This is a genomic window from Dryocola baronae (assembly GCF_051297175.1).
Lineage (GTDB): Bacteria > Pseudomonadota > Gammaproteobacteria > Enterobacterales > Enterobacteriaceae > Dryocola.
This window is the reverse complement of record NZ_JBINNY010000001.1, coordinates 3,305,866-3,328,675: the sequence shown is the minus strand read 5'-3', so window position 1 is coordinate 3,328,675 and position 22,810 is coordinate 3,305,866. Positions and strand designations below refer to the sequence as shown.

21 protein-coding genes are annotated in these 22,810 nt (G+C 55.6%); 6 read left to right on the top strand and 15 right to left on the bottom strand.

The features are described from left to right. Positions 1–11: 11 nt before the first annotated feature. Entirely contained in the window at positions 12–1,136 is a 1,125-nt protein-coding gene (locus tag ACSPHG_RS15845) for a ribosomal protein uL16 3-hydroxylase (RefSeq protein ID WP_435954465.1), read from the bottom strand. 168 nt (positions 1,137–1,304) lie between these two features. Between ACSPHG_RS15845 and dinG the strand changes: the two genes are divergently transcribed. Both dinG and ybiB read left to right on the top strand, forming a co-directional pair. Then, positions 1,305–3,464: an ATP-dependent DNA helicase DinG gene (gene dinG / locus ACSPHG_RS15840; protein WP_435956040.1), complete on the top strand. Its 2,160-nt coding sequence runs from the start codon at positions 1,305–1,307 to the stop codon at positions 3,462–3,464. Positions 3,465–3,474: 10 nt separating this feature from the next. Then, on the top strand, positions 3,475–4,443 hold the full coding sequence (gene ybiB, locus ACSPHG_RS15835; protein ID WP_435954464.1) for a DNA-binding protein YbiB: 969 nt from the start codon (positions 3,475–3,477) through the stop codon (positions 4,441–4,443). A gap of 140 nt (positions 4,444–4,583) precedes the next feature. On the opposite strand, the gene ybiJ is transcribed toward ybiB, so the two are convergent. From ybiJ to ACSPHG_RS15805, 6 genes are all read right to left on the bottom strand, one after another. Further along, a complete protein-coding gene (ybiJ, locus tag ACSPHG_RS15830; protein ID WP_435954463.1) occupies positions 4,584–4,841 on the bottom strand; it encodes a DUF1471 family protein YbiJ in 258 nt (85 codons plus the stop codon). A 777-nt stretch (positions 4,842–5,618) separates the two neighbouring features. Then, the gene (locus tag ACSPHG_RS15825) at positions 5,619–6,920 is read right to left on the bottom strand and encodes a TRAP transporter large permease (protein WP_435954462.1); all 1,302 of its coding nucleotides are present in this window, start codon (positions 6,918–6,920) and stop codon (positions 5,619–5,621) included. Next, positions 6,920–7,417 carry a TRAP transporter small permease gene (locus ACSPHG_RS15820; protein WP_435954461.1) on the bottom strand — a complete coding sequence of 166 codons (498 nt, stop codon included), beginning with the start codon at positions 7,415–7,417 and terminating at the stop codon, positions 6,920–6,922. The genes ACSPHG_RS15825 and ACSPHG_RS15820 overlap by 1 nt, the downstream gene beginning before the upstream one ends. Before the next feature lie 62 nt (positions 7,418–7,479). Further along, positions 7,480–8,466 (bottom strand): TRAP transporter substrate-binding protein, encoded by a 987-nt coding sequence (locus ACSPHG_RS15815; RefSeq protein WP_435954460.1) that lies wholly within the window; start codon positions 8,464–8,466, stop codon positions 7,480–7,482. A 345-nt stretch (positions 8,467–8,811) separates the two neighbouring features. Continuing rightward, positions 8,812–9,072 carry a DUF1471 family periplasmic protein McbA gene (gene mcbA, locus ACSPHG_RS15810; protein WP_435954459.1) on the bottom strand — a complete coding sequence of 87 codons (261 nt, stop codon included), beginning with the start codon at positions 9,070–9,072 and terminating at the stop codon, positions 8,812–8,814. Positions 9,073–9,255: 183 nt separating this feature from the next. Further along, a complete protein-coding gene (locus tag ACSPHG_RS15805) occupies positions 9,256–9,882 on the bottom strand; it encodes a flavin reductase family protein (protein WP_435954458.1) in 627 nt (208 codons plus the stop codon). Between the two features lie 92 nt (positions 9,883–9,974). On the opposite strand from ACSPHG_RS15805, the gene rlmF reads away from it, so the two are divergent. Continuing rightward, a complete protein-coding gene (gene rlmF, locus ACSPHG_RS15800; protein WP_435954457.1) occupies positions 9,975–10,913 on the top strand; it encodes a 23S rRNA (adenine(1618)-N(6))-methyltransferase RlmF in 939 nt (312 codons plus the stop codon). Here rlmF and ybiO read toward each other — a convergent pair whose 3' ends face one another. The 6 genes from ybiO to rhtA form a co-directional block, all read right to left on the bottom strand. Next, positions 10,914–13,172, bottom strand: coding sequence for a mechanosensitive channel protein (ybiO, locus tag ACSPHG_RS15795; protein ID WP_435954456.1), 2,259 nt, complete (start codon positions 13,170–13,172; stop codon positions 10,914–10,916). 192 nt (positions 13,173–13,364) lie between these two features. Beyond that, positions 13,365–14,087, bottom strand: a complete 723-nt coding sequence (gene glnQ, locus ACSPHG_RS15790) for a glutamine ABC transporter ATP-binding protein GlnQ (protein ID WP_435954455.1) — start codon at positions 14,085–14,087, stop codon at positions 13,365–13,367. Beyond that, positions 14,084–14,743, bottom strand: a complete 660-nt coding sequence (gene glnP / locus ACSPHG_RS15785) for a glutamine ABC transporter permease GlnP (protein WP_435954454.1) — start codon at positions 14,741–14,743, stop codon at positions 14,084–14,086. Before glnP ends, glnQ begins: the two co-directional genes overlap by 4 nt. A gap of 283 nt (positions 14,744–15,026) precedes the next feature. After that, positions 15,027–15,773, bottom strand: coding sequence for a glutamine ABC transporter substrate-binding protein GlnH (gene glnH, locus ACSPHG_RS15780; RefSeq protein ID WP_435954453.1), 747 nt, complete (start codon positions 15,771–15,773; stop codon positions 15,027–15,029). Positions 15,774–16,136: 363 nt separating this feature from the next. After that, a complete protein-coding gene (gene dps, locus ACSPHG_RS15775) occupies positions 16,137–16,640 on the bottom strand; it encodes a DNA starvation/stationary phase protection protein Dps (RefSeq protein ID WP_435954452.1) in 504 nt (167 codons plus the stop codon). A 308-nt stretch (positions 16,641–16,948) separates the two neighbouring features. Next, positions 16,949–17,836, bottom strand: a complete 888-nt coding sequence (gene rhtA, locus ACSPHG_RS15770; RefSeq protein WP_435954451.1) for a threonine/homoserine exporter RhtA — start codon at positions 17,834–17,836, stop codon at positions 16,949–16,951. A 369-nt stretch (positions 17,837–18,205) separates the two neighbouring features. Here rhtA and ompX point away from each other — a divergent pair, with 369 nt between their 5' ends. Next, positions 18,206–18,712: an outer membrane protein OmpX gene (ompX, locus tag ACSPHG_RS15765; protein WP_435954450.1), complete on the top strand. Its 507-nt coding sequence runs from the start codon at positions 18,206–18,208 to the stop codon at positions 18,710–18,712. A 236-nt stretch (positions 18,713–18,948) separates the two neighbouring features. On the opposite strand, the gene ACSPHG_RS15760 is transcribed toward ompX, so the two are convergent. Both ACSPHG_RS15760 and mntS read right to left on the bottom strand, forming a co-directional pair. Beyond that, positions 18,949–20,532 (bottom strand): phosphoethanolamine transferase family protein, encoded by a 1,584-nt coding sequence (locus tag ACSPHG_RS15760; RefSeq protein WP_435954449.1) that lies wholly within the window; start codon positions 20,530–20,532, stop codon positions 18,949–18,951. A 320-nt stretch (positions 20,533–20,852) separates the two neighbouring features. Then, a complete protein-coding gene (gene mntS / locus ACSPHG_RS15755; protein ID WP_435954448.1) occupies positions 20,853–20,981 on the bottom strand; it encodes a manganase accumulation protein MntS in 129 nt (42 codons plus the stop codon). Between the two features lie 190 nt (positions 20,982–21,171). Here mntS and mntR point away from each other — a divergent pair, with 190 nt between their 5' ends. Further along, positions 21,172–21,642, top strand: a complete 471-nt coding sequence (mntR, locus tag ACSPHG_RS15750; RefSeq protein WP_435954447.1) for a manganese-binding transcriptional regulator MntR — start codon at positions 21,172–21,174, stop codon at positions 21,640–21,642. After that, positions 21,643–22,755, top strand: a complete 1,113-nt coding sequence (locus ACSPHG_RS15745; protein WP_435954446.1) for an SLC13 family permease — start codon at positions 21,643–21,645, stop codon at positions 22,753–22,755. The last annotated feature ends 55 nt before the right edge of the window (positions 22,756–22,810 follow it).

Genomic DNA, 22,810 nt, shown 5'->3' with positions numbered 1-22,810 from the left:
TGTTTTATCAATTAGTCTTCGAAATACCAGTAGCCCTGATTGACCAGATCGGTCAGCACGGCCATAAACGCTTCGTCGTGAATCGCATCGCCCAGCTCGGCTTTGCCGATCGAAGCGTAGCGGCACAGCGCGTCGGCGGCGGCGACGTTAGCGGTAGCCAGCGGCTCGCTGTTAACGAAGAAGCTTTCACCGACGTTCAGCACGCGCAGGCCGTTCAGGCGAAGCAGGGCGTCACCTTGCGCCAGCGCATCAACGATTTCTGACTGTTCGTACGGCGGCTCCGCGGGCGCGACGTCCAGCTCGTGGCGCGGCGTGGTGGCGAAGCGGCCGAACCAGTTTTTGAAATCTTCCGGCTGGTTGAGCATTTCAACCATCATGTCGCGCAGGCGATCCAGCTCGTAGTTTTCGACCTTGCCCGGATGGTCGCGTAGGGTGAGATCCGGATCGCTGTAGTGCTCGCCGCCCAGGTCGTTTTCCAGCGCGTAGTCCGCAAAGCTGCTGATCAGATCGCGGCCGTTTGGCCCACGGAAGCCCACCGAGTAGTTCAGCGCGGTTTCATGGGTGAAGCCGTCGTGCGGGAAGCCCGGCGGAATATAGAGAATGTCGCCCGGCTCCAGGTCTTCATCGATGATTGGCGTGAACGGATCGACATGGAGCAGCGCCGGGTGCGGGCAGAACTGACGCATCGGGAGCTTATCGCCCACGCGCCAGCGGCGGCTGCCCATGCCCTGGATGATAAACACGTCGTACTGGTCGATGTGCGGGCCTACGCCGCCGCCCGGCACGGAGAAGGAGATCATCAGGTCGTCCAGACGCCAGTCCGGCAGCACGCGGAACGGGCGCACCAGCTCGGCGGAAGGCTCGTGCCAGTGGTTAACGGCCTGCGCCAGCAGCGACCAGCCGGTTTCGCCCAAATTGTCGAAATCTTCAAACGGCCCGTTGCTGGCGTGCCACTGCCCGTCTTCGCTATGGCTGACGAGGCGGCTGTCCACCTCAGGTTCCATGGCTAAGCCCGCCAGTTCGTCCGGGGTAATCGGGTCAATAAAGCCCGGGAAGGCGTTTTTTAATACAACCGGCTGTTTTTGCCAGTATTTCTCTAAAAATTCTTGCCAGTCTAAGGTGAGTTGATAAGCCATAGGTTCCTACCAGTGGGAAGACAAACGGCCACAATTATAAGGAGGGCGCGCGCGACGCCGCTTTGTCATTGGTCAAGGCCGCGTGGATGACTTAAAAACAAAAAACGGTGCCGTCGGCGCGCGAAAAGTGGGACAATAGTGGCTGTTTATACAGTAAAAGTGGTGTTCATGGCTTTGTCCTCGGCGCAAAAAGCGCAAATCGCCGCCTGGTATAAGGCGCTACAGCAGCAGATCCCGGACTTTATTCCGCGCCCACCGCAGCGGCAGATGATTGCCGAAGTGGCGAAAACGCTCGCGGGCGAAGAGGGTCGCCACCTGGCGATTGAGGCTCCCACCGGCGTGGGTAAAACGCTCTCTTATCTTATTCCCGGCATCGCCATCGCGCGCGGGGAACAAAAAACGCTGGTGGTCAGCACCGCCAACGTTGCTTTGCAGGATCAAATCTTCAGCAAAGATCTGCCGCTGCTGCGCAAAATTATTCCCGATCTCAAATTTACCGCCGCCTTCGGGCGCGGGCGCTACGTCTGCCCGCGAAACCTTGCCGCATTAGCGACGGATAACCTCGCGCAGGGGGATTTACTCGCCTTCCTCGACGATGAAATGGCCCCCGCCAGCAAGGACGAACAGCAGCGCTGCGCGAAGCTTAAAACCGAGCTGGACGCCTATAAATGGGACGGCATACGCGACCATAACGCCCAGGCCATCGACGACGATCTGTGGCGCAGAATGAGCACGGATAAGGCAAGCTGCCTCGGGCGCAACTGCCACTGGTATCGCGAATGCCCGTTCTTCGTGGCCCGCCGCGAAATCGATGAGGCGGAGGTCGTGGTCGCCAACCACGCGCTGGTGATGGCGGCGATGGAAAGCGACGCCGTGCTGCCGGAGGCAAAAAACCTGCTGCTGGTGCTCGATGAGGGCCACCACCTGCCGGACGTCGCCCGCGACGCGCTGGAGATGAGCGCCGAAATCACGCCCGGCTACAGCCGTCTGCAGCTCGATCTGTTCTCAAAGCTTGTGGAAACCTGCATGGCGCACTTCCGCCCGAAAAGCCCGCCGCCGCTCACCGTGCCGGAACGCCTGACCAACCACTGTGACGAGATCCACGAGCTGCTCAGCTCGTTTTACGGCATCGTTAAGCTGTGGATGCCCGGCGATTATGAAAGCGAGCACCGCTTCGAGATGGGCGTGCTGCCGGAAGAAATCATGGCCATCTGCCAGCGGCTGGCGAAGCTGATGGAAGGGCTGCGCAGCCTCGCCGAAGCGCTGCTAAGCGATCTCAGCGAAAAGACCGGCAGCCACGACGTGGTGCGCGTGCATCGCGCTTTGCTACAGATGAACCGTGCGCTGGGCTACTTTGAATCCCAAAGCAAGCTGTGGCGGCTTTCCGCTATGGACCAGGCCTCCGGCGCGCCGGTGTCAAAATGGGTCACGCGCGAAGTGCGCGAAGGGCAGCCGCACGTGTTCTTCCACTGCGTGGGCATCCGCGTGAGCGATCAGCTGGAAAAGCTGGTCTGGCGCAACGTGCCGCACGTGATCGTGACCTCCGCCACGCTGCGTTCGCTAAACAAATTCGACCGGTTGCAGGAAATGAGCGGCCTGCGTGAAAAGGCGGGCGATCGTTTTATCGCGCTGGATTCGCCGTTTAATCACGTTGAACAGGGCAAGCTTGTGATCCCGCAGCTGACGGTTGAGCCGACGATGGAAAACGAGCCGCAGCACATTGCCGAGATGGCGGCGTTCTTCCGCGCCGAACTGGCGAAGGGCGAACACAAAGGTATGCTGGTGCTGTTTGCCAGCAACCGCGCCATGCAGCTGTTCCTGACCCACGTCACCGATCTGCGCCTGACGCTTCTGGTGCAGGGCGACAGGCCGCGCTATCAGCTGGTTGAATTACACCGCAGGCGCGTTGAGCAGGGGGAAACCAGCGTGCTGGTCGGGCTGCAATCCTTTGCCGAAGGGTTAGATTTAAAAGGCGACCTGCTAAGCCAGGTGCATATTCATAAAATCGCCTTCCCGCCGGTGGACAGCCCGGTGGTGGTCACCGAGGGCGAATGGCTGAAAAGCCTCAAGCGCTATCCTTTTGAAGTACAGAGTTTACCTGCCGCATCCTTTAACCTTATCCAGCAGGTCGGGCGTTTGATCCGTAGCCACGGCTGCTATGGTGAAGTGGTGATTTACGACCGTCGACTGCTGACCAAAAATTACGGCCAGCGCCTGCTGGGGGCTTTGCCGGTGTTTCCGATAAGCCAGCCGCCCGCACCGGCGGCTAAAATAATTGATGTCACGCCCAAAAAGACCGTGCGGCGCAAACGTGTGAGCAAAAAATAGGGGAGCTGAAATGGACTATCGCAAGATCATCAAAGAAATTGGGCGCGGCAAGAACCACGCCAGGGATCTCGATTTTGACACCGCGCGCGGGCTGTATGCCCATATGCTCAGGGGTGAGGTGCCGGAACTTGAACTCGGCGGCGTGCTTATCGCCCTGCGCATCAAGGGCGAAGGCGAAGCGGAGATGCTGGGCTTCTACGAGGCGATGAAGCAGCACGTCATCGCGTTGACGCCGCCGGTTAACAGGCCGATGCCGATTGTTATCCCTTCGTATAACGGCGCGCGCAAGCAGGCAAACCTTACGCCGCTGCTGGCAATGCTGCTAAACCGCCTGGGCTACCCGGTTGTGGTGCACGGCGTGAGCCACGATCCGACCCGCATTTTAACCGAAACTATTTTTACCCTGATGGGCATTGAGGCGACCAAGTTTGCAGGCCAGGCCCAGGCAAAGCTCGAAGCCCATCATCCGGTCTATATTCCGATTAGCGCGCTGTGCCCGCCGATGGAAGACCAGCTGGCGATGCGCTGGCGCATGGGCGTGCGCAACAGCGCGCATACCCTCGCGAAACTCGCCACGCCGTTTGCAGAGGACGCCGCGCTGCGGCTTGCAAGCGTGTCCCACCCGGAATACGTGCCGAAGGTAGCGAAGTTCTTTACGGATATCGGCGGGCGCGGCCTGCTGATGCACGGTACGGAAGGCGAAGTGTACGCCAATCCGCAGCGCTGCCCGCAGATAACCCTGATTGATGGCCAGGGCGCGCGAGTCGTCAGCGAGCGTCAGCTGGAAATCAGCGAGGACGAAGCCGTGCTGCCCGCGTCCAAAGACCCCGAAGTCACCGCGCGCTGGATTGAACGCTGCGTGGCGGGCGTAGAGCCGGTTCCACGGTCGCTGAAAATCCAGATGGCCTGCTGCCTGGTCGCCACCGGCGATGCGCCAACGCTTGAGGCAGGGCTTACGCGCGTCGAGCAGACTTTCTGATCCCCCAAATTGCAGGCAAAAAAAAGCCTGCGGCAAGCGCCGCAGGCATAAAAGGGTAACATCAAGGATCAAGCAGTGTCGGAGCAGCGCTCCAAATGAGGGTCATACATCTCACAGGGTTAAAACTTTTACTCTACATCTTAGTTGTAGATAACAGCGGTGCCGCTCATCTTGCCGTTAGTGTTGGCAGAGGTGATGGAGTAGGCTTTTGCACCCGCTTGTTCCGCTTTAGAAGCCAGCTGCGCTTCCAGACCGTCCAGCGTGCTTGCGCCTTGTGCAGACACCACGCCAACTTTATTCAGATTCTGTGCTTCAGCCGGGCTGACGGATTGTGCAGCGAATGCGCCAAAAGAAAGTGAAAGGGCGATAGCGGCAACAGCATATTTGATGGTTTTCATAGTTAATCTCTCGCAGGTTATTCTGTTAAGGTGACGTTGTTCCGTCGATGTGATTATGGTCACACTTTTGAGCAGAAGAATAAATCGAAGAGAATTGACAGCGTTGTTCAAAAAAATTGAATACGATATAACACATTGAAATAAGTGATGATTTGCGGTGAAATTATCACGGATGAAATTGGTTTGCCTTTCCCGTCTCGCTTAAAGCATTTTTTGCTACTTTATTTGCGGGGAAGCGTCGGATGGCGCCTTGCTTATCCGACCTGCGGGGTTGGAGTGGTTGGTTGTCGGATGGCGCTTCGCTTATCCGACCTACGGGGTTGGAGTGGTTGGTTGTCGGATGGCGCTTTGCTTATCCGACCTGCGGGGCTGGGATTGTTGGGTTGTCGGATGGCGCTTCGCTTATCCGACCTACGGGGCTGGGATGGTGGGGCGTCGGATGGCGCCTTGCTTATCCGACCTACGGGGCTGGGATGGTGGGGTGTCGGATGGCGCTTTGCTTATCCGACCTACGGGGCTGGGATTGTTGGGTTGTCGGATGGCGCTTTGCTTATCCGACCTACGGGGCTGGGATGGTGGGGTGTCGGATGGCGGTTTGCTTATCCGACCTGCGGGGTTGGAGTGGTTGGTTGTCGGATGGTGCTTCGCTTATCCGACCTGCGGGGTTGGAGTGGTTGGTTGTCGGATGGCGCCTTGCTTATCCGACCTGCGGGGTTATCCGATTTCCGGGACTGGGCGTAGGGCGGGTAAGCGCAAGCGCCACCCGCCGCAAACCAACTACATCAACCCTAAAAGCTTTGGCACAAACAGCGAAATCTGCGGAATATAGGTAATCATCATCAGCGACACGAACAGCGCGGCGTAGAACGGCAGCAGCGGTTTGATGAGATGCTGAATCTTCACCCCGGTAATCGAACAGCCGACGAACAGCGCGCTGCCCACCGGCGGCGTCAGCAGCCCGACGCAGAGGTTTGCCACCATCATGATGCCGAAATGCACCGGGTCCATGCCGAGATCCTGCGCTATCGGCAGGAAGATTGGCGTGAAGATCAGCACTGCGGGCGTCATGTCCATAAAGATGCCGACAATCAGCAGCACAATGTTAATCAGCAGCAGAATAATCAGCGGATTGTCCGAAATCCCCATCAGCGCGTCGCTGATCATGTAGGGAATATCTGCGTTGGTCATTGCCCATGACATGCCTACCGAGAAGCCAATCAGCAGCAGCACGATAGACGTGGTCACCACCGACTCGAGGATCAGCTTCGGCAGATCGCGCCATTTCACCTCGCGGTAAATCAGCACCGACAGAATAAAGGTGTAAACCACCGCGATGGCTGACGCCTCGGTTGCGGTAAAGATCCCGCCCAGAATCCCGCCCATCACGATGATCACCAGCAGCAGGCTCGGCAGCGCGTCAAAGAACGCTTTGGCCGCCTGCGCGCAGGTTGGACGAGCCGACACCGGGTAGCCGCGCCGTTTGGCGATAACCCAGCAGACGAACATGATGGACAGCCCCATCAGAATGCCGGGCAGATAGCCCGCCATAAACAGGGACGCCACGGACACGCCGCCCGCCGTCAGGGAGAAGACGATCAGCACGTTCGAAGGGGGGATCAGCAGCCCGGTAATACAGGAAGAAACGTTTACCGCCGTCGAAAACGCCGGGTCGTAGCCTTCTTTATTCTGGATAGGCGAAAGCGTGCCGCCGACCGCCGCCGCCGCGGCCACCGCCGAGCCGGAGATTGAGCCGAACATCATGTTCGCCAGCACGTTGACGTGGCCGAGAGAACCCGGCACGCGGCCTACCATAATCTGCGCCAGGTTGATAAGCCTGATGGCGATGCCGCCGCTGTTCATCAGCGTGCCCGCGAAGATAAAGAACGGGATCGCCAGCAGAGCAAAGTTATCCAGACCGTTGGCCAGGCGCTGCGAAACGGTGATCACCGCCACGTCCCACGGCAGCATCAGCAGCATCGACGAAACCGTTGCGATGCCGATGGCAAACGAAATGGGCAGGCCGATAAACACCAGCACGAAAAACGCGCCGAAGAGGGTGAGGGCGATATAGCTTTCCATTAGTTAGCCCCTTTGCGGGTCAGCGACAGCGCGTCGGTGACGATAAAGTAGAGTGAATAGAACATCATGATGCCGCCGCTGAGCGGCAGGACGAAATAGACGTATCCCATCGGGATTTGCATTGCCGCGGAGAGCTGCCCGGTTGCCAGAGTTTTATCGATAAGCATCAGGCCGCCGTTAACGATAACCAGCGCGGAAAACAGCAGAATCAGCGAGTTGATAATCAGGCCTAACAGCGGTTTTTTGCCTTCCGGCAGCGTCATGGCGAGAAAATCTATCGACAGGTGGCGCTGCGCGCCGACGGTGTAGGACGCGCCAAGCAGGCCGACCCAGATCATCAGAAAGCGGGCCAGCTCGTCGGTCAGCGTGCTGGGCTGGTTGAGGACATAGCGGCTAAAAACTTGCCAGACCACGCAGACGACCAGGGCTATCATCACCAGTACGGAGAAAGTGGCAATAGCCCGGTCTACCGCAAGCTTAAGGGGCTTAAGTATCATGTTTTACATACCTGAGAAGATAAACGTGGGCGGGGTGAACCGCCCAAAAATGGCGACGGCGGCTACTGGCCTGCGGCTTCGAATTTGGCAAGCAAAGCGGCCTGCTTAGGATCTTTCGCGAAGTCGTCGTAAAGCGGTTTAACCACGGCGCGGAACGGGGCTTTATCGACGGTCAGAATAGTGGCACCCATCGCTTTAGCCTGCGCGCGGGAGTCGGCGTCCACTTTTTCCCACAGCTTTTGCTGGTAGGCTTCGGAGTTTTTCGCCGCCTTCGTCAGGATTTCCTGCTGCTCGGGAGTGAGCTTGTTCCAGGTTTTGGTGGAGATAACCAGGAAGTCTGGAATGGAGGTATGTTCATCTTCGGAAAACACGTTGGCGATTTCGATATGGCGCGTCTGTACCCAGGACGGGATGTTGTTTTCCGCGCCGTCGACCACGCCCTGCTGCATAGCGTTATAGACTTCACCGAATGAAATTGGCGTCGGCGAGCCGCCCATCAGTTCGACCATTTTCAGCGTGGTTGGGCTTGCCTGAACGCGTATTTTCAGGCCTTTTAAATCTTCGGGTTTGGTAATAGGTTTTTTCGCGTAGAAGCTGCGGGTGCCAGCGACATAGGCGGAAATGCCGAAGAAGCCTTTATCTTTCGTGGAGTCCATAATTTCTTTACCGGCTTCGCCAAAGACCACCTTGTTGAAATGATTCTGGTCTTTAAAAAGGTAAGGCAGGTTATATATGGCGTAGGTGTTGTCGAAAGATTCTAAATCGCTTGCGGATCCTTTGGTCATATCCAGCGCGCCGTTTTGCAGTAATTCTAAGGTTTCGCGGGCGCTGCCCATCTGGCTGCTTGGATATATACGCACGCGCATATTTCCGTCTGAAAGTTGTTGTACATCTTTCGCCAGCTGTTCAAAGGCCTGATGCACAACGTGGCTCCGCTCAAGGTTATGGGCAAGCTTCAGGGTGACTTTTTCGGCGGCATACGCGCCGCTGGCGCACAGACCCAGAATAGAGGCACAAAGTAGATGGCGGGAAAGGGTTGAAAGTTTCATGGCGTAAAGCTCCCTGCAAAAATGCAATGATTTAAAGTTTCGATAATTAATTCCTGTATGACAGCTTATGATATTTGTCCGATAACTACGCTATATCGACTTCACACTTTTAAGATTTATCCTGATAATTTGAATTTTTACGGCCTTGCTCGAATTAATTCATTGGCCTTAACAATATTATTTATTTAATAATTTGGGTGGGGAATGTGTTCTGCTTTATATAGAAAGGAAATACCGAGTTATTAATTCGATAATTAAAGCGTAATAGGCGAGAAATAAAAAACGGTTTCCGGATCGGGAAACCGTTAGCTTATCGGATTGCGCGTCATCGTTTGATGCCGTGGGTTATTTATAGATTGTGGCCGTGCCGTACATATGGTTGTCACCGCCCGCCGAGTTGATAACAAAGCCGGTTGCTCCTTTCTCTTTGGCCTTTTCAGCCAGTTTGTCCTGCAAATCGTCGAGGTTGCGCGCGTTGTTGGCGGAAACTGTGCCGACAGCACGAAGCTGGCCCGTTTGGTTGTCCATCATTTCCTGAGCTGCCAGGGTAGCGAAGGGAAGCGCAGCAAGCGTGACAACCGCTGAAAAATAAAGCAATTTTCTCATCTTCACGTCCTCATGAACCTTTGGGGGTCGACCTTTGGATGCAATGTCGACACTTTCAGTTTAGGTGGGATGAGATGATAAAAAGGCGCAAAAATTTGATTGACTTATGCTCATTTTTTGAACGATAAATCTTTACGAAACCCTGACAAATCAGCCACATACAGGTGGCTGATTTTGTTTGATTTATCGTGCGTCGGGGCGAATCAGATCGAAACGGTGAGATTCTTCGATGGTGTAATAGGCGGAAGGGCCGCCCGCGCGCAGCACCGGTTTTGCCAGCGCGGTCTGGTAAATGCCGTCAACCAGCAGGGATTCGTCAATGTGTACCGCCACGACTTCACCCAGCACCAGCCAGGTGTCTATTGCCGCACCGTCTGCCGAGGTGAGCTGAACACACTGCGAAAGGCGGCATTCGAAGTTAACCGGGCTTTCCGCCACCAGGCTTGCTTTGACTTTGCGGCCGGGCGCGGCGGTGAGGCCCGCGCGGGCAAATTCGTCCTCGCCACGTGGCAGGGTCGCCGAGGTTTCGTTCATCTGCTTCGCAAGCTCGCGGGTGGTGAGGTTCCAGACGAACTCTTTTGTTTCGAGGATATTCTGCACGCTGTCTTTCCAGCCGCTGCTGGCAAAACCAACGATCGGCGGGCGATAGTTAAAGCAGTTAAAAAAGCTGTAGGGCGCCAGGTTGCGCTGACCCTGCGCGCTGAGGGACGAAATCCAGCCAATCGGGCGCGGCCCAACGATGGCGTTCAGCGGGTCGTGCGGCAAGCCATGGCCGGCAGCGGGTTCGTAGTAGTACCTTTTCGCAGACATATTACCCCTTATCACTGGTGAAATTGGCGCGGCGTATTTACCCCGCAGCCCTCACAGAGTATCTTACGCGCCCACACAAGGAGAAGCCGCCGATGAAAACCCCAGCCACCAAACCGGGCCTGCACCCGCGTAACCGCCACCGTAACCGCTATGATTTTGCCGCGCTCCAGCAAAGCTGCCCGGCGCTTAGCGCTTTTGTTAAAACGTGCCCGCACGGCGAGGAAACGGTGGATTTCGCCAATCCGCTGGCGGTAAAGGCGCTGAATCAGGCTCTGCTGGCGCATTTTTACGATGTGAAAGAGTGGGATATTCCCGACGGTTTTCTCTGCCCGCCGGTGCCGGGCCGCGCGGACTATATTCACCATCTGGCCGATCTGCTCGCGGAAGGCAACGAAGGCAAGGTGCCGTCGCAGGCGACCGTGCTGGACGTCGGCGTGGGCGCCAACTGCATCTACCCGCTTATCGGGCAGCATGAGTACGGCTGGCGCTTCACCGGCTCGGAGGTTGACGCCGACGCGCTGCGCAGCGCCACGATGATTATCGACGCCAATCCGGGCCTGAGCCGCATGATTCGCCTGCGTCGCCAGAAAACGCCGGGCGCAATTTTCCCCGGCATCATCCATAAGAATGAAACCTTCGACGCCACCCTGTGCAACCCGCCGTTCCATGATTCCGCCGAAGCAGCCCGTAGCGGCAGCGAGCGCAAGCGCCGCAACCTCGGCCAGGATGAGAAGGGCGCGCTGAACTTTGGCGGCCACGAGCATGAGCTGTGGTGTGAAGGCGGCGAAGTGGCGTTCGTCAGCCAGATGATCAACGAGAGCAAGGCGTTTGGCCGCCAGGTAATGTGGTTTACCTCGCTGGTGTCGCGCGGCGAAAACCTGCCTGCAATCTATCGCGTGTTGCAGGAGGCGGGCGTTGAGAAGGTGGTGAAGAAAGAGATGGCCCAGGGTCAGAAGCAGAGCCGCTTCATCGCCTGGTCCTTTATGAACGACGCACAGCGCGCCCGCTGGGCCGCCACGCGCTTTAAGTAATCAGACGGTAGGGTTTGCCGGTGGCAGCGTTCCGGCTGCCGCCTCCGAGGCCTGGAGCGTCTGAGCGGCGTCCGGGCCGGGCTGCATGACCTGCACGGTCTGCACCGGTGGGCGAATGCCCGCCGCGTCGAAATGCTTTTTCACCATCCCGTCCAGCGCGAATCGCACCGTCCATTGTTTTAGGGGCTGGGTGGTAAACGACACGCGCACGGTAAACGCCTGGTTCGTCAGGCCGACGATGCCCGCAAACGACGGCTCGCCGATCGTCAGCATGCGAATATCCTCCTGCGCCATCAGCTCTGCCACCGCCTCTTTGAGTATGCGGTTGGCTTTGTCCACGTCCTCCTGCCTGTCGACGTCATAGTTCGCCACAAACGAGCCGATGCCGCGCACGAAGTTGGCGAAGGTGGTGATCGATGACCACGGAATGATGTGGTACGCGCCGGTGTCCTGGCGCACGCCCACGGAACGAATCGACATGCGCTCCACGCTGCCGGTAATCGGGCCGATGGTCACCAGGTCGCCGGTGTTCATGCCGTTCTCGAACTGGATAAACACCCCGGTAATAATATCCTTCACCAGCGTCTGCGAGCCGAAGCTCACCGCCAGCCCTAATGCCCCCGCGCCCGCCAGCAGCGGCGCGATGTTCACGCCAATTTCTGACAGCAGAATCATGATCGTAATGGTGCTAATCACCACCGCCAGCGCGTTGCGGAACAGCGTCAGCAGCGTGCGCGTTCTTGCGCTTGGCATCGGGCGGCCGTGAATATCGGAGGCCAGGCGGTTTTCAATTAGGCTTGCCAGCAGCGTCCAGCCGACCGCCGAGAAGAACAGGATCAGCACGATGCGGATAATAATATCGACGGTTTTCTCCCCCGCGCCGTTGGTCAGCCACGCCCACATGTCGAACAGGCTCCAGGCGTTAAGCAGCAGCATCACGGCGATGCAAACGGTAAGAATGCGCGCCATTTTCAGCGAGGCGGAAATCCAGCTGTTGATGCGTTTTTGCAGCTCCGGATAGCTGCGCTGCACCTGCGGCGAAAGCGTGATGGTTTTGGCAATCCAGCGCGACAGCATCCCGGAGATAAACGCCGCGATGCCGATAATTGCCACGCTGTGCAGCGACGCGCCCATCATCCACTTCAGGCTGTTGCCGGGGTCGAAGAGCGAAAAGAAGAACAGCACCACGAAGTAGGCGCTCGCCAGCCAGTGCCAGACCAGCGCAAAGGCGCGGATAAACAGGCTGAAGAAGGCCATCGAACGGTCGGCGAGGTGAATCAGGCTCTCCTGAATGTGGCGCTTGTTGTGGAAAATGAGGTACAGCGCCCAGAGCGTGATGCACAGCATGATGACCACGTTGGCCATCGCGCCAATCTGCACGTTGACCTGGTTTGAGATTATCGGCACGGCGACCAGAATACCGTAGCCTATCAGGCTGCTTAGGCCCGACAGGCGGATGCTCCAGTACTTCGCGCTTTGGTCGCTGACCGGGAAGGGGCGCAGGTCCGGGAAACGCGGGCAGAAAATCAGCCGCAGAATCGCCTTAAAGAATTCGATCAGCGCAAAGGCGTTGAGAAACAGCCCCTGCTGGCGGGCGATGGTGCGGCTGCCCGCGTTCATCATGTCGCTAAAGATTTGCCCGACGAACAGCGTCAGCGCCAGCAGCAGTAAATCAATCGCGAAGGCACCGATGATCATTAGCGGCAGGTGGAACCAGCTTGAGCGGTCGCGGTTTTTTCTGCGGCCCCATTGGCCCATGCGTTTCCAGACCGGCGTCATGCACAGGCGCACCAGCAGGTAGAAAGCAAACACCGACGCGGCAAGCATCGTGAAGTGGGTCAGGGCATTAAAAAAGGTTTGCTGGTTGAAGGCCTTGTGCGGCGCGCCGGTAATATTGCGATGTAGCTGGGCGAATCGTTCGGCAAGCTCGCCGCCGTAATGACGGCTCACGTCGGTGACGTTTTCCAGCACCGTTTTATCTTCGCTGAGTTTTTCCGGCGGGGTAATAGCGGGAACAGGTTCAGGCGGCGGCGTGGCGGCGACTTTGCGCAGCTGGTCGATGAGCTCGGTGCGCGATTTATCATTGTCCAGCACGTCTGCCAGCGCCGAGTAGGCTTTTTTCTTTTCTTCGATGTTGGGTTCGGCGGGAGGAGCTGCGGTGCTTTGGGTTGAAGATGCGGCAACGGCGGCGGCGGGCAGCGTCACCGCTTGAGTTTGAAAGCTAAGCAGACTGCATAGCAGTAACAGGATCCACGGCACGGCGCTCCTCCAGGCTGAGAAAGTCAGGCAAAGAGGTAAGTATAGTGGGTTAGGATCAAGGGGTTGGAAAACGGGATTAATCTGGGGACGTGGCGCATTACCGTCGGGTGGCGGCTATGCCTTACTCGACCTACGGCTTGAGTAGGGTGGATAAGCGAACGCGCCATCCACCGTCAGGATGGCGCGTAATAATCACGAAACGTGCTGCAAGAACTCCTGCAGGCGCTGGCTCGGCGGGTTGTCGATAAGCTCCTGCGGATTGCCATCTTCGGCGACGCGGCCTTTGTCGATGAAAATCAGGCGCGAAGCCACTTTCGCCGCAAAGCCCACTTCGTGGGTCACGATAACCATGGTCATGCCTTCTTCGGCCAGGTCCTGCATAACCTTCAGCACTTCGTGACGAAGCTCTGGGTCAAGGGCAGAGGTTGGCTCATCGAACAGCATCATTTTGGGTTTAACCGCCAGCGCACGGGCGATGGCCACGCGCTGCTGCTGGCCGCCGGAAAGCTCGGACGGATAGTGGTGCGCGCGTTCCGCAAGGCCCACTTTTGCCAGCAGCTCTTTCGCAAGCTTGTCGGCTGCGTCTTTCTTCAGACCGCGCACGCGAATCGGGCCAAAGGCCACGTTTTCAAGCGCCGTGAGGTGCGGGAAGAGGTAAAACTGCTGGAATACCATGCCTGCTTCCTGGCGAATCAGGCGCTCGTCGACCTTCGGGTCGTTGACCTTCAGACCGTCGACGATAAGCTCGCCGCTGGTGATGTCTTCGAGCTTGTTGATACAGCGCAGCAGGGTGGATTTACCGGAGCCGGACGGCCCAATAATCACTACCACTTCACCCTGTTTAATGTTCAGGTCGATATTGTGCAGCACCTGGGTTTTGCCAAAGTGCTTGGAGACGTTTTTAAATTCAATCACAGGATTTTCATCCTTCTTTCAAGGCGACGCAGAACAAAGCTCAGCACCAAAGTAATAATCAGATAGAAGACCGCAACGGCGCTCCAGATCTCCAGCGCACGGAAGTTACCGGCGATAATTTCTTGCCCCTGACGGGTCAGCTCGGCCACGCCGATAACGATGAACAGCGAGGTGTCTTTAATACTGATAATCCACTGATTACCCAGCGGCGGCAGCATACGGCGCAGCGCCAGCGGCATAATCACGTAGCGAATGGTTTCGCGCCTGGAGAGGCCCAGCGCCAGACCGGCTTCGCGGAATCCTTTATGAATCGACAGTACCGCGCCGCGGGTGATTTCCGCAATGTACGCGCCGGAGTTGATCATAATGGTGACGACGGCCGCGCTGAACGGGTCGATGCGCAGGTCGTTAAAGGCCATCGGTAGCGCAAAGTAAATAAACATTACCTGCACAACGATTGGCGTACCGCGAATCACTTCAATGAATACGAGGGCGATGTGGTTGGCGATCCAACCGCCGTAAGAGCGGGCAAAACCCGCTACCAATCCGATCACCAGGCCACCGCAAAGACCGAGGACCGAAATCCACAGGGTCATTTTGGCGCCCTCAATTAAGAGCGGAATTGCAGGCCAGATGGCGCTCCAGTCAAACTGCATGATGTGTTCCTGTTGTATACCGTGGTTCAAAAATAGCAGGGGCGAAAGGCGCCCCTGAGGTCAAACGTAAAACTTTATGCCCTTCATACTTCAGGCTGCATCTTTGTTGGCTGCGTTCGCTCACCCGAATCACTTACTCATGTAAGCTCATCGGGATTACTCGACCCGTCCATGGGCCTCGCCCCTTCGGGGCCGCTGCAAGCAGCGTTCAAATCTGCTCCAGGCAGATTTGTTTCTCTCTTGCCGTCGTGATGCAACTTAAATTATTTTGGGCATAGATTTATTATTTTGGCTCGGTGCCGAACCATTTTTTGTAGATTTCGTTGTAGGTGCCGTTTTCTTTCAGGGTTTTCAGCGCGCCGTTAACCTTCGTGCGCAGGTCGTCGCTGCCTTTCGGGAACGCGATGCCGTACTGCTGAGCTTCCAGAGAATCGCCTACCGCTTTGAACTGGCCGTTACCTGCGGTTTTGATGAAGTACAGGATGTTTGGCGTGTCGTGCAGAACCGCGTCGGCGCGGTTAGTGCCCAGCTCCATGTACGCGTTGTCGATGTTCGGGAACTGACGCAGGTCTTTGGTTTTGATGTTGGCTTTCGCGTAATCAACGGAGCCCGTGCCGCCCTTCACCGCAATGACTTTGCCATCGAGGTCTTTCACGCTTTTGATGTCGTTGTTGTTTGCTTTAACCATCACCAGCAGGCCGCTTTTGTAGTAGCCGTCGGAGAAGTCGATAGCCTTTTGACGTTCAGGAGTGATGGTGATACCGGCCAGCGCCAGATCGATATTTTTGGTTTGCAGAGCTGGGATGATGCCGCTGAAGTCCATTGGCTTCAGGGTATAGTCCAGTTTTAATTCTTTAGCGATGGCGGCCCATAAATCCACGTCGAAACCAACGTACTTATCGCCTTGTTTAAACTCGAAAGGAACGAATGCGGTGTCGGTCGCGACAACCAGTTTCTTCTCAGCGGCGTGGGAAGTTACCGCAAAAGCCAGGGTGAGTGCAGCCAGTGAAACTTTCAAAATCGACTTCATAGCATTTCCTTTGTTAATCCATGGGGCTATCCCCTGCATCAGCCTGCGCACCATGAAAGAATCGTGCCAGATTTACAACATATTGTTTTGCAAGGATGTGGTTTTGTAACATTGCACAATATAGGTTGCAAGGCAGTCATAATGCACTCTTATGGTGCTTCATTATGGTGCATGTTTTTGGCTGGCGGGTCGGAGGGTAGTTTTACCGCGAAATAAGGCGACAAAACAATCATTCATTAACGATTGTGTGATGTGATTATTACAAGGGTGCAACTTTTGCGGCGGGGTTAATCAATTTGATGCGCTAAAATAGTGCAGGTTCCTCCCCCGGGCGGGGGAGGAAGCATAAGAATCAACTATCGATTATTCGATATTAGATTCGATGAACCACAGGAACTTGTCCAAATCGCGGGACGCTGCGGTGAAAATGTCGGCGGTATCTTCGTCTTTCGCTTCTTCGATGGCTTTACGCACATCGTTAGCGACGACGGCATAACGATCGGCCAGCTCTTTCAGATGATCCTGAACGGTATGGATGTCCAGCGGGTAGCTTTTCAGCGCGGTTTTGCTGTTAACAACCTGAGTGGTACCCAGCGCTACGCCTCCAAGCTGCACGGCGCGCTCTGCCATAGTATCCAGATGGTCAGTCAGTGCTGTACGGAAGCCGTCAAGCATCTCGTGAACGGCAATAAAGTTGGCACCGCGCATGTTCCAGTGAGCCTGTTTGGTAATCAGAGACAGATCAATGAACTGGATTACCTGACGATTCAGCAGCTCGATGGTGGCTTTTTTCTCGCTATCCGCTACATCATTACGGGTATACAGCAGATTTGTAGATTTGGTTTTTACCAGTTTAGCGGTACTCATAATCTTTCATCCTCTTGATGTGTGTTTCCTGATTTGTTACCGGAAATAAGTATAGCACCGGTTTTTGACTTTGCCGGTTAGGATAATACCTATCAAACAAATAGAGAGGCTACATTGGTAATTGCATAGTTGTTATCAATCAATGCTTTATGGAGGTTTTTTAGGATATTTCATAAAAATTAAAATGGCGTGAATCTTAAAAGAAAATAGTTCTTATTATGACTCGCAAATGGCAGGGGAATATAAGGGGTTGATAGCGGGTTTATTCCCCACGGCGCGGCCGTGCGTGGGGAATTAAATGGCGTGGATTAATTTATGTCGACGCTCTTAATTTGCGTCTCGCGCTTTTGGGTTAGCGTTGAGCCTGCGGAAGCGGCAATGATTGACAGCAGCGCCATCCACTGCACAAGCGTAAGGTGCTCGCCGAGGAACAGCATGCCCGAGAGCGCCGCAAGGCCTGGCTCCATGCTCATTAACGTGCCGAAGGTGCGCGTTGGCAAGCGGGTTAAGGCAATCATCTCAAGCGAATAGGGCAGGGCGGTGGAGAGAACCGCCACCGCAAGCCCCAGCGGCAGAAGCGACCAGTGCCACAGCGCGCTGCCGGCTTCGAGTGCGCCAATCGGCACGAATATCACGGCGGCAATCAGCGACCCCACGGCTACGGTCGCCGGGCCGTGATCCGCGCCCGCTTTTTGGCCGGTGATGATATACATCGCCCAGCAGGCTCCTGCGCCCAGCGCAAACGCCGCGCCTTTCAAATCAACGTGACCGATGCTTTGCCCCAGCGGCAGAAGGAACCACAGCCCCATCACCGCCAGAATCACCCACAGAAAGTCTATGGCGCGGCGCGACGAAAACAGCGCCACCGCCAGCGGGCCGGTAAATTCTAGCGCGACGGCCACGCCCAGCGGGATGGTCTGAATAGATAAATAGAAAAGGTAGTTCATGCCGCCAAGCGCAAGGCCATAGAGAACCAGCGGCACGCGCTGTTCGGCATTAAAGCGTAAACGCCAGGGCTTAAACACCACGACGAGAATCAGCGTGCCGAGCGCCAGACGCAGCGCGGTAACGCCGGGTGCGCCAACGAGCGGGAAGAGCGATTTGGCGAGCGAAGCGCCGCTTTGGATCGACGTCATAGCGATAAGCAATACGGCGATGGGGAGCCAGACCGGCATTTTACGAGAAGTTAACGGCATCCTGCGTCCTGTCAGTTTATGTCGAGGTGAGTCAAGTTAGGAAAAACAGCCCCAGTGTAAAGGAATAAGTTATGGCTGGTTTAGTTTTCATTGAGATAAATCTGTACCTTCTGGGGTACCATTTATCTCAAGTTGTATACGTTTTGTTCAGGAAAAATTAAGAATTATCTGGATGACGAATTTGTTAAGGGCACCAATAATTGGCGCGTTTTCCGCATAAATTAGTGAGTTTTTAGTGACATAACATGTAGTGGAAATGTTGTGTTACATGAAAAGGTTCGTTAGACAACACGATTCACGAAGAGTTTCTTTCACATATTTGTTATATTTAAAACTTAGGACTTACTTGAAGCACATTTGAGGTGGATTATGAAAAAAATTGCATGTCTTTCAGCACTGGCTTGTGTACTGGCCGTTTCCGTAGGTACCGCAACTGCAGCAACTAGCACCGTAACCGGTGGTTATGCTCAGAGCGATATGCAGGGCGTTGCTAACAAAGCTAACGGTTTCAACCTGAAATATCGTTACGAAAATGATACCCCACTGGGCTACATCGGTTCCTTCACCTACACCGAAAAAGACCGCTCAGAAGATGGCGTTTATAACAAAGGTCAATACTACGGCATCACTGCTGGTCCTGCTTACCGTCTGAACGACTGGGCAAGCATCTACGGTGTTGTGGGTGTAGGCTACGGTAAATTCCAGACTACCGGCGCAACTAACGATACTAACTCCAGCGACTACGGCGTTTCTTACGGCGCAGGCCTGCAGTTCAACCCAATGGAAAACGTTGCACTTGACGTTTCCTACGAGCAGAGCCGCATCCGTAGCGTTGATGTTGGCACCTGGATCGCAGGCGTGGGTTACCGCTTCTAATTCACCCGCTAACGGTGAAAATAAAAAATCCGCCCTCGTGGCGGATTTTTTTTACCCTGATTTTGGCTTCGCAGGGTAAATGTCGACCGGCGCGGCTCTGCCCTACAAACTGCATAATGCTGCATTTTTGTAGGTAGGGTAAGGCGTAGCCGCCACCCGACGCTTACCGGCGAATGGCACTTCGTTTATCCGCCCTACAATCACTTTGGCGACGTCGATAAACGTAAGCAACCGCGCTACCGGGTTTTGGTCTCAAAAATATCCGTCTGCAGGTGAGTATAGTCCACCTTCTTCAGCTTGAAGTTGGTAATCCAGATTGGCCCCGCCTTCTGCTCCGAGATAAATTTGTATTTCGGCGTCAGCTCTTTGGTTTTGATCCCCGTCCAGGCCGAGAAAAAGTTCAGGAAATCGTTCGCCGAACGGCGCGCCTGAATCCGCCGATGCGCTTTGTCATCGCTTGAGAGAACCATAAACGGCACCTGGAAATTCTGCTGAAACGCATCGTCGTGGGCCAGATACTGCACCTTGGTGCCGCGCTCTTTAAAGGCCAGACCGTGGTCCGAGAAATAGACCATCGAGAAGCTATCGCCGGTGTTTTGCAACTGCTGATAAAGCTGTTTAAGCAGGTTGTCGGTTTGCGTCATGCTGTAGATATAGCAGGATGTCTCTTTTGACTGCACGAACTCGTCATATTTCCCCTGCGTGCGGTCGCAGGCCTGCGGGTGCGAGCCCATCAGGTGCAGGACGATCAGCTGCGGCGTGGTGCGGCGGGTGGCAAAGACCTGCGCGGTCATTTTCAGCAGCGCTTCATCCTGGGTATTTTTATCCGCTTCAAAATCACCGTTTTTCAGGAACTGCACTTCGTCAGCGCGTTTAGCGATGCTGGCGATGGCCGTATCGTATTCGCCGATCTGCCCCTGGTTTGAGAACCACCAGGTCTGGAAACCAGCGCGGTTCGCCAGCGTCACAAAATTATCCTGATACTGCGGTTTGCCGTCGATAACGCGGTTCAGCGTCATACCCAGCGACTTCTGCGTTGAGCCGCTGGCGGCGACGTAATCCATAAATAAACTGCCGTTCACCGAGCTGGCAAAAGGCGTGTTGTTCCAGTGGCCACCAAAAGCCCCCAGCGCGTCGCGGCGGGCGCTTTCGCCTATTACCACCACATACGTGTGGTACTTCGGCTGCACCGCCAGCACGTTCCAGGTGTCCTTCATTTTGGCGAACGCCTGCATTCTGGCCTGTTCATCAATGACTTCCTGGTTGTTGACCACTACGTCCTTAACGAAGCGGAACACCGGGTAGCCGGTATCCTTAAACTTAAAGACGCCGCCGTAGGCCAGGTTTTGCACGGGAGCAACGAAAAAACACACCAGGCTAATAGCGAGGCAGGAGTTATCGAAATGGCTCCAGGCCGATTTTGCCGGGATTTTGCGGCGCACGGCGATGACACCCAGCGCCAGGATAAACACGGAAACCAGATAGCTGTACCACGGAAATATGGTCATGATCTCCGTGGATTCTTCGAAGTTGGTCGAATGCAGCGCCAGCAGGGTGTTGAAGTTTGGCGCGCCGTAGGCCTGCCCGAACGGGAAGTACATCGCCGCCACCAGGCTGCATATCCCAACGAAGCCTTTCTGGAAACGCGGAGCGCGACGCCAGAGCAGGAGCAGCACGCAGCTGAAAGCCACCGCGTAAAGCAGGCTGAATTCATATCCTAATGCGAAGTTAATAAGCAGGGACTGCAGGAAGTAAAATCCTGTCCACGGGTTAAGCGCGACACCGCGAGCCGTGAGGGTATCTTTAGCCGTTAAATTCATGTTTACCGAAATCAACAAAACGCCATGCGAGAACCCTGGCGACAAGGGTCAAAAACCTGCCTGACAGGCGGAAAAGAAGGGGAAAGGACCGCATCTGCGAGCCGCTTCATGTGCAGGGCTGCAAGAAGATAGAGCGCAACGAAAATAAGATCAACCGATAAGCAAAGGCCGTTTTGCGAGGCGGATTACAAAACCGACAGATAGTGGGGATAATGTGCAGGAAATGAACCTATTCACGGGAATTATGGAAAAAGGTTGTTACAAAATGATGACACAGACAGGGATAAATTGGCTGAGAAAAGTGAAGGCAGGGCAAGTGCCTACAGCTTCGGTTCTTCGCCCTGCTTAGGTTTACCGGAAACCCAATCACACAACATATTCAGCAGCATTAGCCGCACCTGGAAGGGGGAGTGAGTAAACACGCTCATGCACCTTTTAAATTCGTTCATTGTTATCCTCCTCGTTAATTCTGCGGCGCTTAATCCATTAAGGGCTGACTGCATTACATACAGATATAGCATAGGCTATATTGTATAGCTATTGCTATTTCGTTAATTTTTTGTGGATGCGTGAGCGTGGTTTACAATGGGGCCTTCCGTCGTCGAAGAACGACGTCGCGCCACTGTATGAGGAAGCTCCATGAGCCGTCAGGCAGGTCAAAAGAACAGCGAAAAAGTGACGCAATTACTTAACGTTGAAGAGCATGTTGAAGGGTTTCGCCAGGTGCGGGAAGCGCACCGCCGCGAGTTAATAGATGATTATGTCGAACTGATCTCCGATCTTATCCGTGAGGTGGGGGAAGTGCGCCAGGTGGATATGGCCGCGCGTCTGGGCGTGTCGCAGCCGACGGTTGCCAAAATGCTCAAGCGTCTGGCAACGCTTGGCCTTATCGAACAAATCCCTTGGCGCGGCGTCTTTCTTACCGCCGAAGGGGAAAAGCAGGCGCAGTTCAGCCGCGAGCGCCATCAAATCGTGGAGAACTTCTTTTTAGCACTCGGCATCAGCCCGGAAACGGCGCGTATCGATGCCGAAGGCGTGGAGCACCATGTCAGCGAAGAGACGCTGGAAGCGTTTCGTCTTTTCAGCGAACAGCGCGGGTACGGCAAATAAATGCTGAAAACGCTTTTTCGCCCCTTTCTGCGCGACCGCTTTCTCCATCTCTTGCTGATTATCGGCGCGGCGCTGTGTCTCGCGGTGCCGTTTCGCCCTTCTTTATGGGCGGCGGCTATCGACTGGCACACCATCATTACCCTGACGGGACTGATGATGCTGACCAAGGGCGTGGAGCTAAGCGGCTATTTTGACGTGCTTGGCCGCCGAATGGTCAAGCGATTCGGCACGGAGCGCCAGCTGGCAATATTTATGGTCAGCGCGGCGGCGCTGCTGTCAACTTTTCTTACCAACGACGTGGCGCTGTTTATCATCGTGCCGTTGACCATTACGCTGAAGAAACTCTGCGCCATTCCCGTTACCCGGCTGATTATCTTTGAGGCGCTGGCGGTGAACGCCGGTTCGCTGCTTACGCCGATCGGCAATCCGCAAAACATCCTGCTGTGGGGGCGTTCGGGCCTCTCTTTCGCAGCCTTTACCTGGCAAATGGTGCCGCTGGCGCTGGCAATGGTGGCAAGCCTGCTGGTGCTGTGCTGGTTCTGCTTTCCAAAGAAAGCGCTCAACTACCACGGCCACGATAAAATCCACGACTGGCAGCCGCGCCTGGTTTACGCAAGCGTCGCGCTGTATCTGGTATTTATCGTTTCGCTCGAGCTGAAGCAGGAAATCTGGGGTCTGACGCTGGTGGCGCTGGGCTTTGTGGTGCTGGCGCGGCGCACGCTGCTCAGCATCGACTGGAGCCTGCTGCTGGTGTTTATGGTGATGTTTGTCGACGTGCATTTGTTAACACGCCTGCCCGCGCTTGAGGACGCGCTGCACGGCGTAGGCCAGCTTTCGCAGGGCGGGCTGTACGCGCTGGGGATTGGCCTGTCGCAGATTATCAGCAACGTGCCGTCGACGATCCTGCTGCTCAACTACATTCCCGCTTCCCTGCTGCTCGCCTTCGCCGTGAATATCGGCGGCTTCGGGCTGCTGCCGGGGTCGCTCGCTAACCTGATCGCGCTGCGCATGGCAAACGACAGGCGAATCTGGGTGCGCTTCCACTACTATTCTCTGCCGATGCTGCTGTGGGCGGCGCTTGTCGGCTACGGGCTGCTGGCGCTGCTGGCCTAGGATAAATACCAATTGTCAGTTTTTCCTGGCAAATGTATAGCTACCTCCTAAATTT

Coding starts and splice junctions, on each gene's coding strand:
- ACSPHG_RS15760 (WP_435954449.1), bottom strand. CDS start 20,532: ATGAATTTAACGGCTAAAGATACCCTCACGGCTCGCGGTGTCGCGCTT.
- ACSPHG_RS15815 (WP_435954460.1), bottom strand. CDS start 8,466: ATGAAACTTTCAACCCTTTCCCGCCATCTACTTTGTGCCTCTATTCTG.
- rlmF (WP_435954457.1), top strand. CDS start 9,975: ATGAAAACCCCAGCCACCAAACCGGGCCTGCACCCGCGTAACCGCCAC.
- ACSPHG_RS15745 (WP_435954446.1), top strand. CDS start 21,643: ATGCTGAAAACGCTTTTTCGCCCCTTTCTGCGCGACCGCTTTCTCCAT.
- mntR (WP_435954447.1), top strand. CDS start 21,172: ATGAGCCGTCAGGCAGGTCAAAAGAACAGCGAAAAAGTGACGCAATTA.
- rhtA (WP_435954451.1), bottom strand. CDS start 17,836: ATGCCGTTAACTTCTCGTAAAATGCCGGTCTGGCTCCCCATCGCCGTA.
- ACSPHG_RS15845 (WP_435954465.1), bottom strand. CDS start 1,136: ATGGCTTATCAACTCACCTTAGACTGGCAAGAATTTTTAGAGAAATAC.
- ACSPHG_RS15825 (WP_435954462.1), bottom strand. CDS start 6,920: ATGGAAAGCTATATCGCCCTCACCCTCTTCGGCGCGTTTTTCGTGCTG.
- glnH (WP_435954453.1), bottom strand. CDS start 15,773: ATGAAGTCGATTTTGAAAGTTTCACTGGCTGCACTCACCCTGGCTTTT.
- ybiB (WP_435954464.1), top strand. CDS start 3,475: ATGGACTATCGCAAGATCATCAAAGAAATTGGGCGCGGCAAGAACCAC.
- mntS (WP_435954448.1), bottom strand. CDS start 20,981: ATGAACGAATTTAAAAGGTGCATGAGCGTGTTTACTCACTCCCCCTTC.
- ybiJ (WP_435954463.1), bottom strand. CDS start 4,841: ATGAAAACCATCAAATATGCTGTTGCCGCTATCGCCCTTTCACTTTCT.
- glnP (WP_435954454.1), bottom strand. CDS start 14,743: ATGCAGTTTGACTGGAGCGCCATCTGGCCTGCAATTCCGCTCTTAATT.
- dps (WP_435954452.1), bottom strand. CDS start 16,640: ATGAGTACCGCTAAACTGGTAAAAACCAAATCTACAAATCTGCTGTAT.
- ompX (WP_435954450.1), top strand. CDS start 18,206: ATGAAAAAAATTGCATGTCTTTCAGCACTGGCTTGTGTACTGGCCGTT.
- ACSPHG_RS15820 (WP_435954461.1), bottom strand. CDS start 7,417: ATGATACTTAAGCCCCTTAAGCTTGCGGTAGACCGGGCTATTGCCACT.
- mcbA (WP_435954459.1), bottom strand. CDS start 9,072: ATGAGAAAATTGCTTTATTTTTCAGCGGTTGTCACGCTTGCTGCGCTT.
- ACSPHG_RS15805 (WP_435954458.1), bottom strand. CDS start 9,882: ATGTCTGCGAAAAGGTACTACTACGAACCCGCTGCCGGCCATGGCTTG.
- dinG (WP_435956040.1), top strand. CDS start 1,305: ATGGCTTTGTCCTCGGCGCAAAAAGCGCAAATCGCCGCCTGGTATAAG.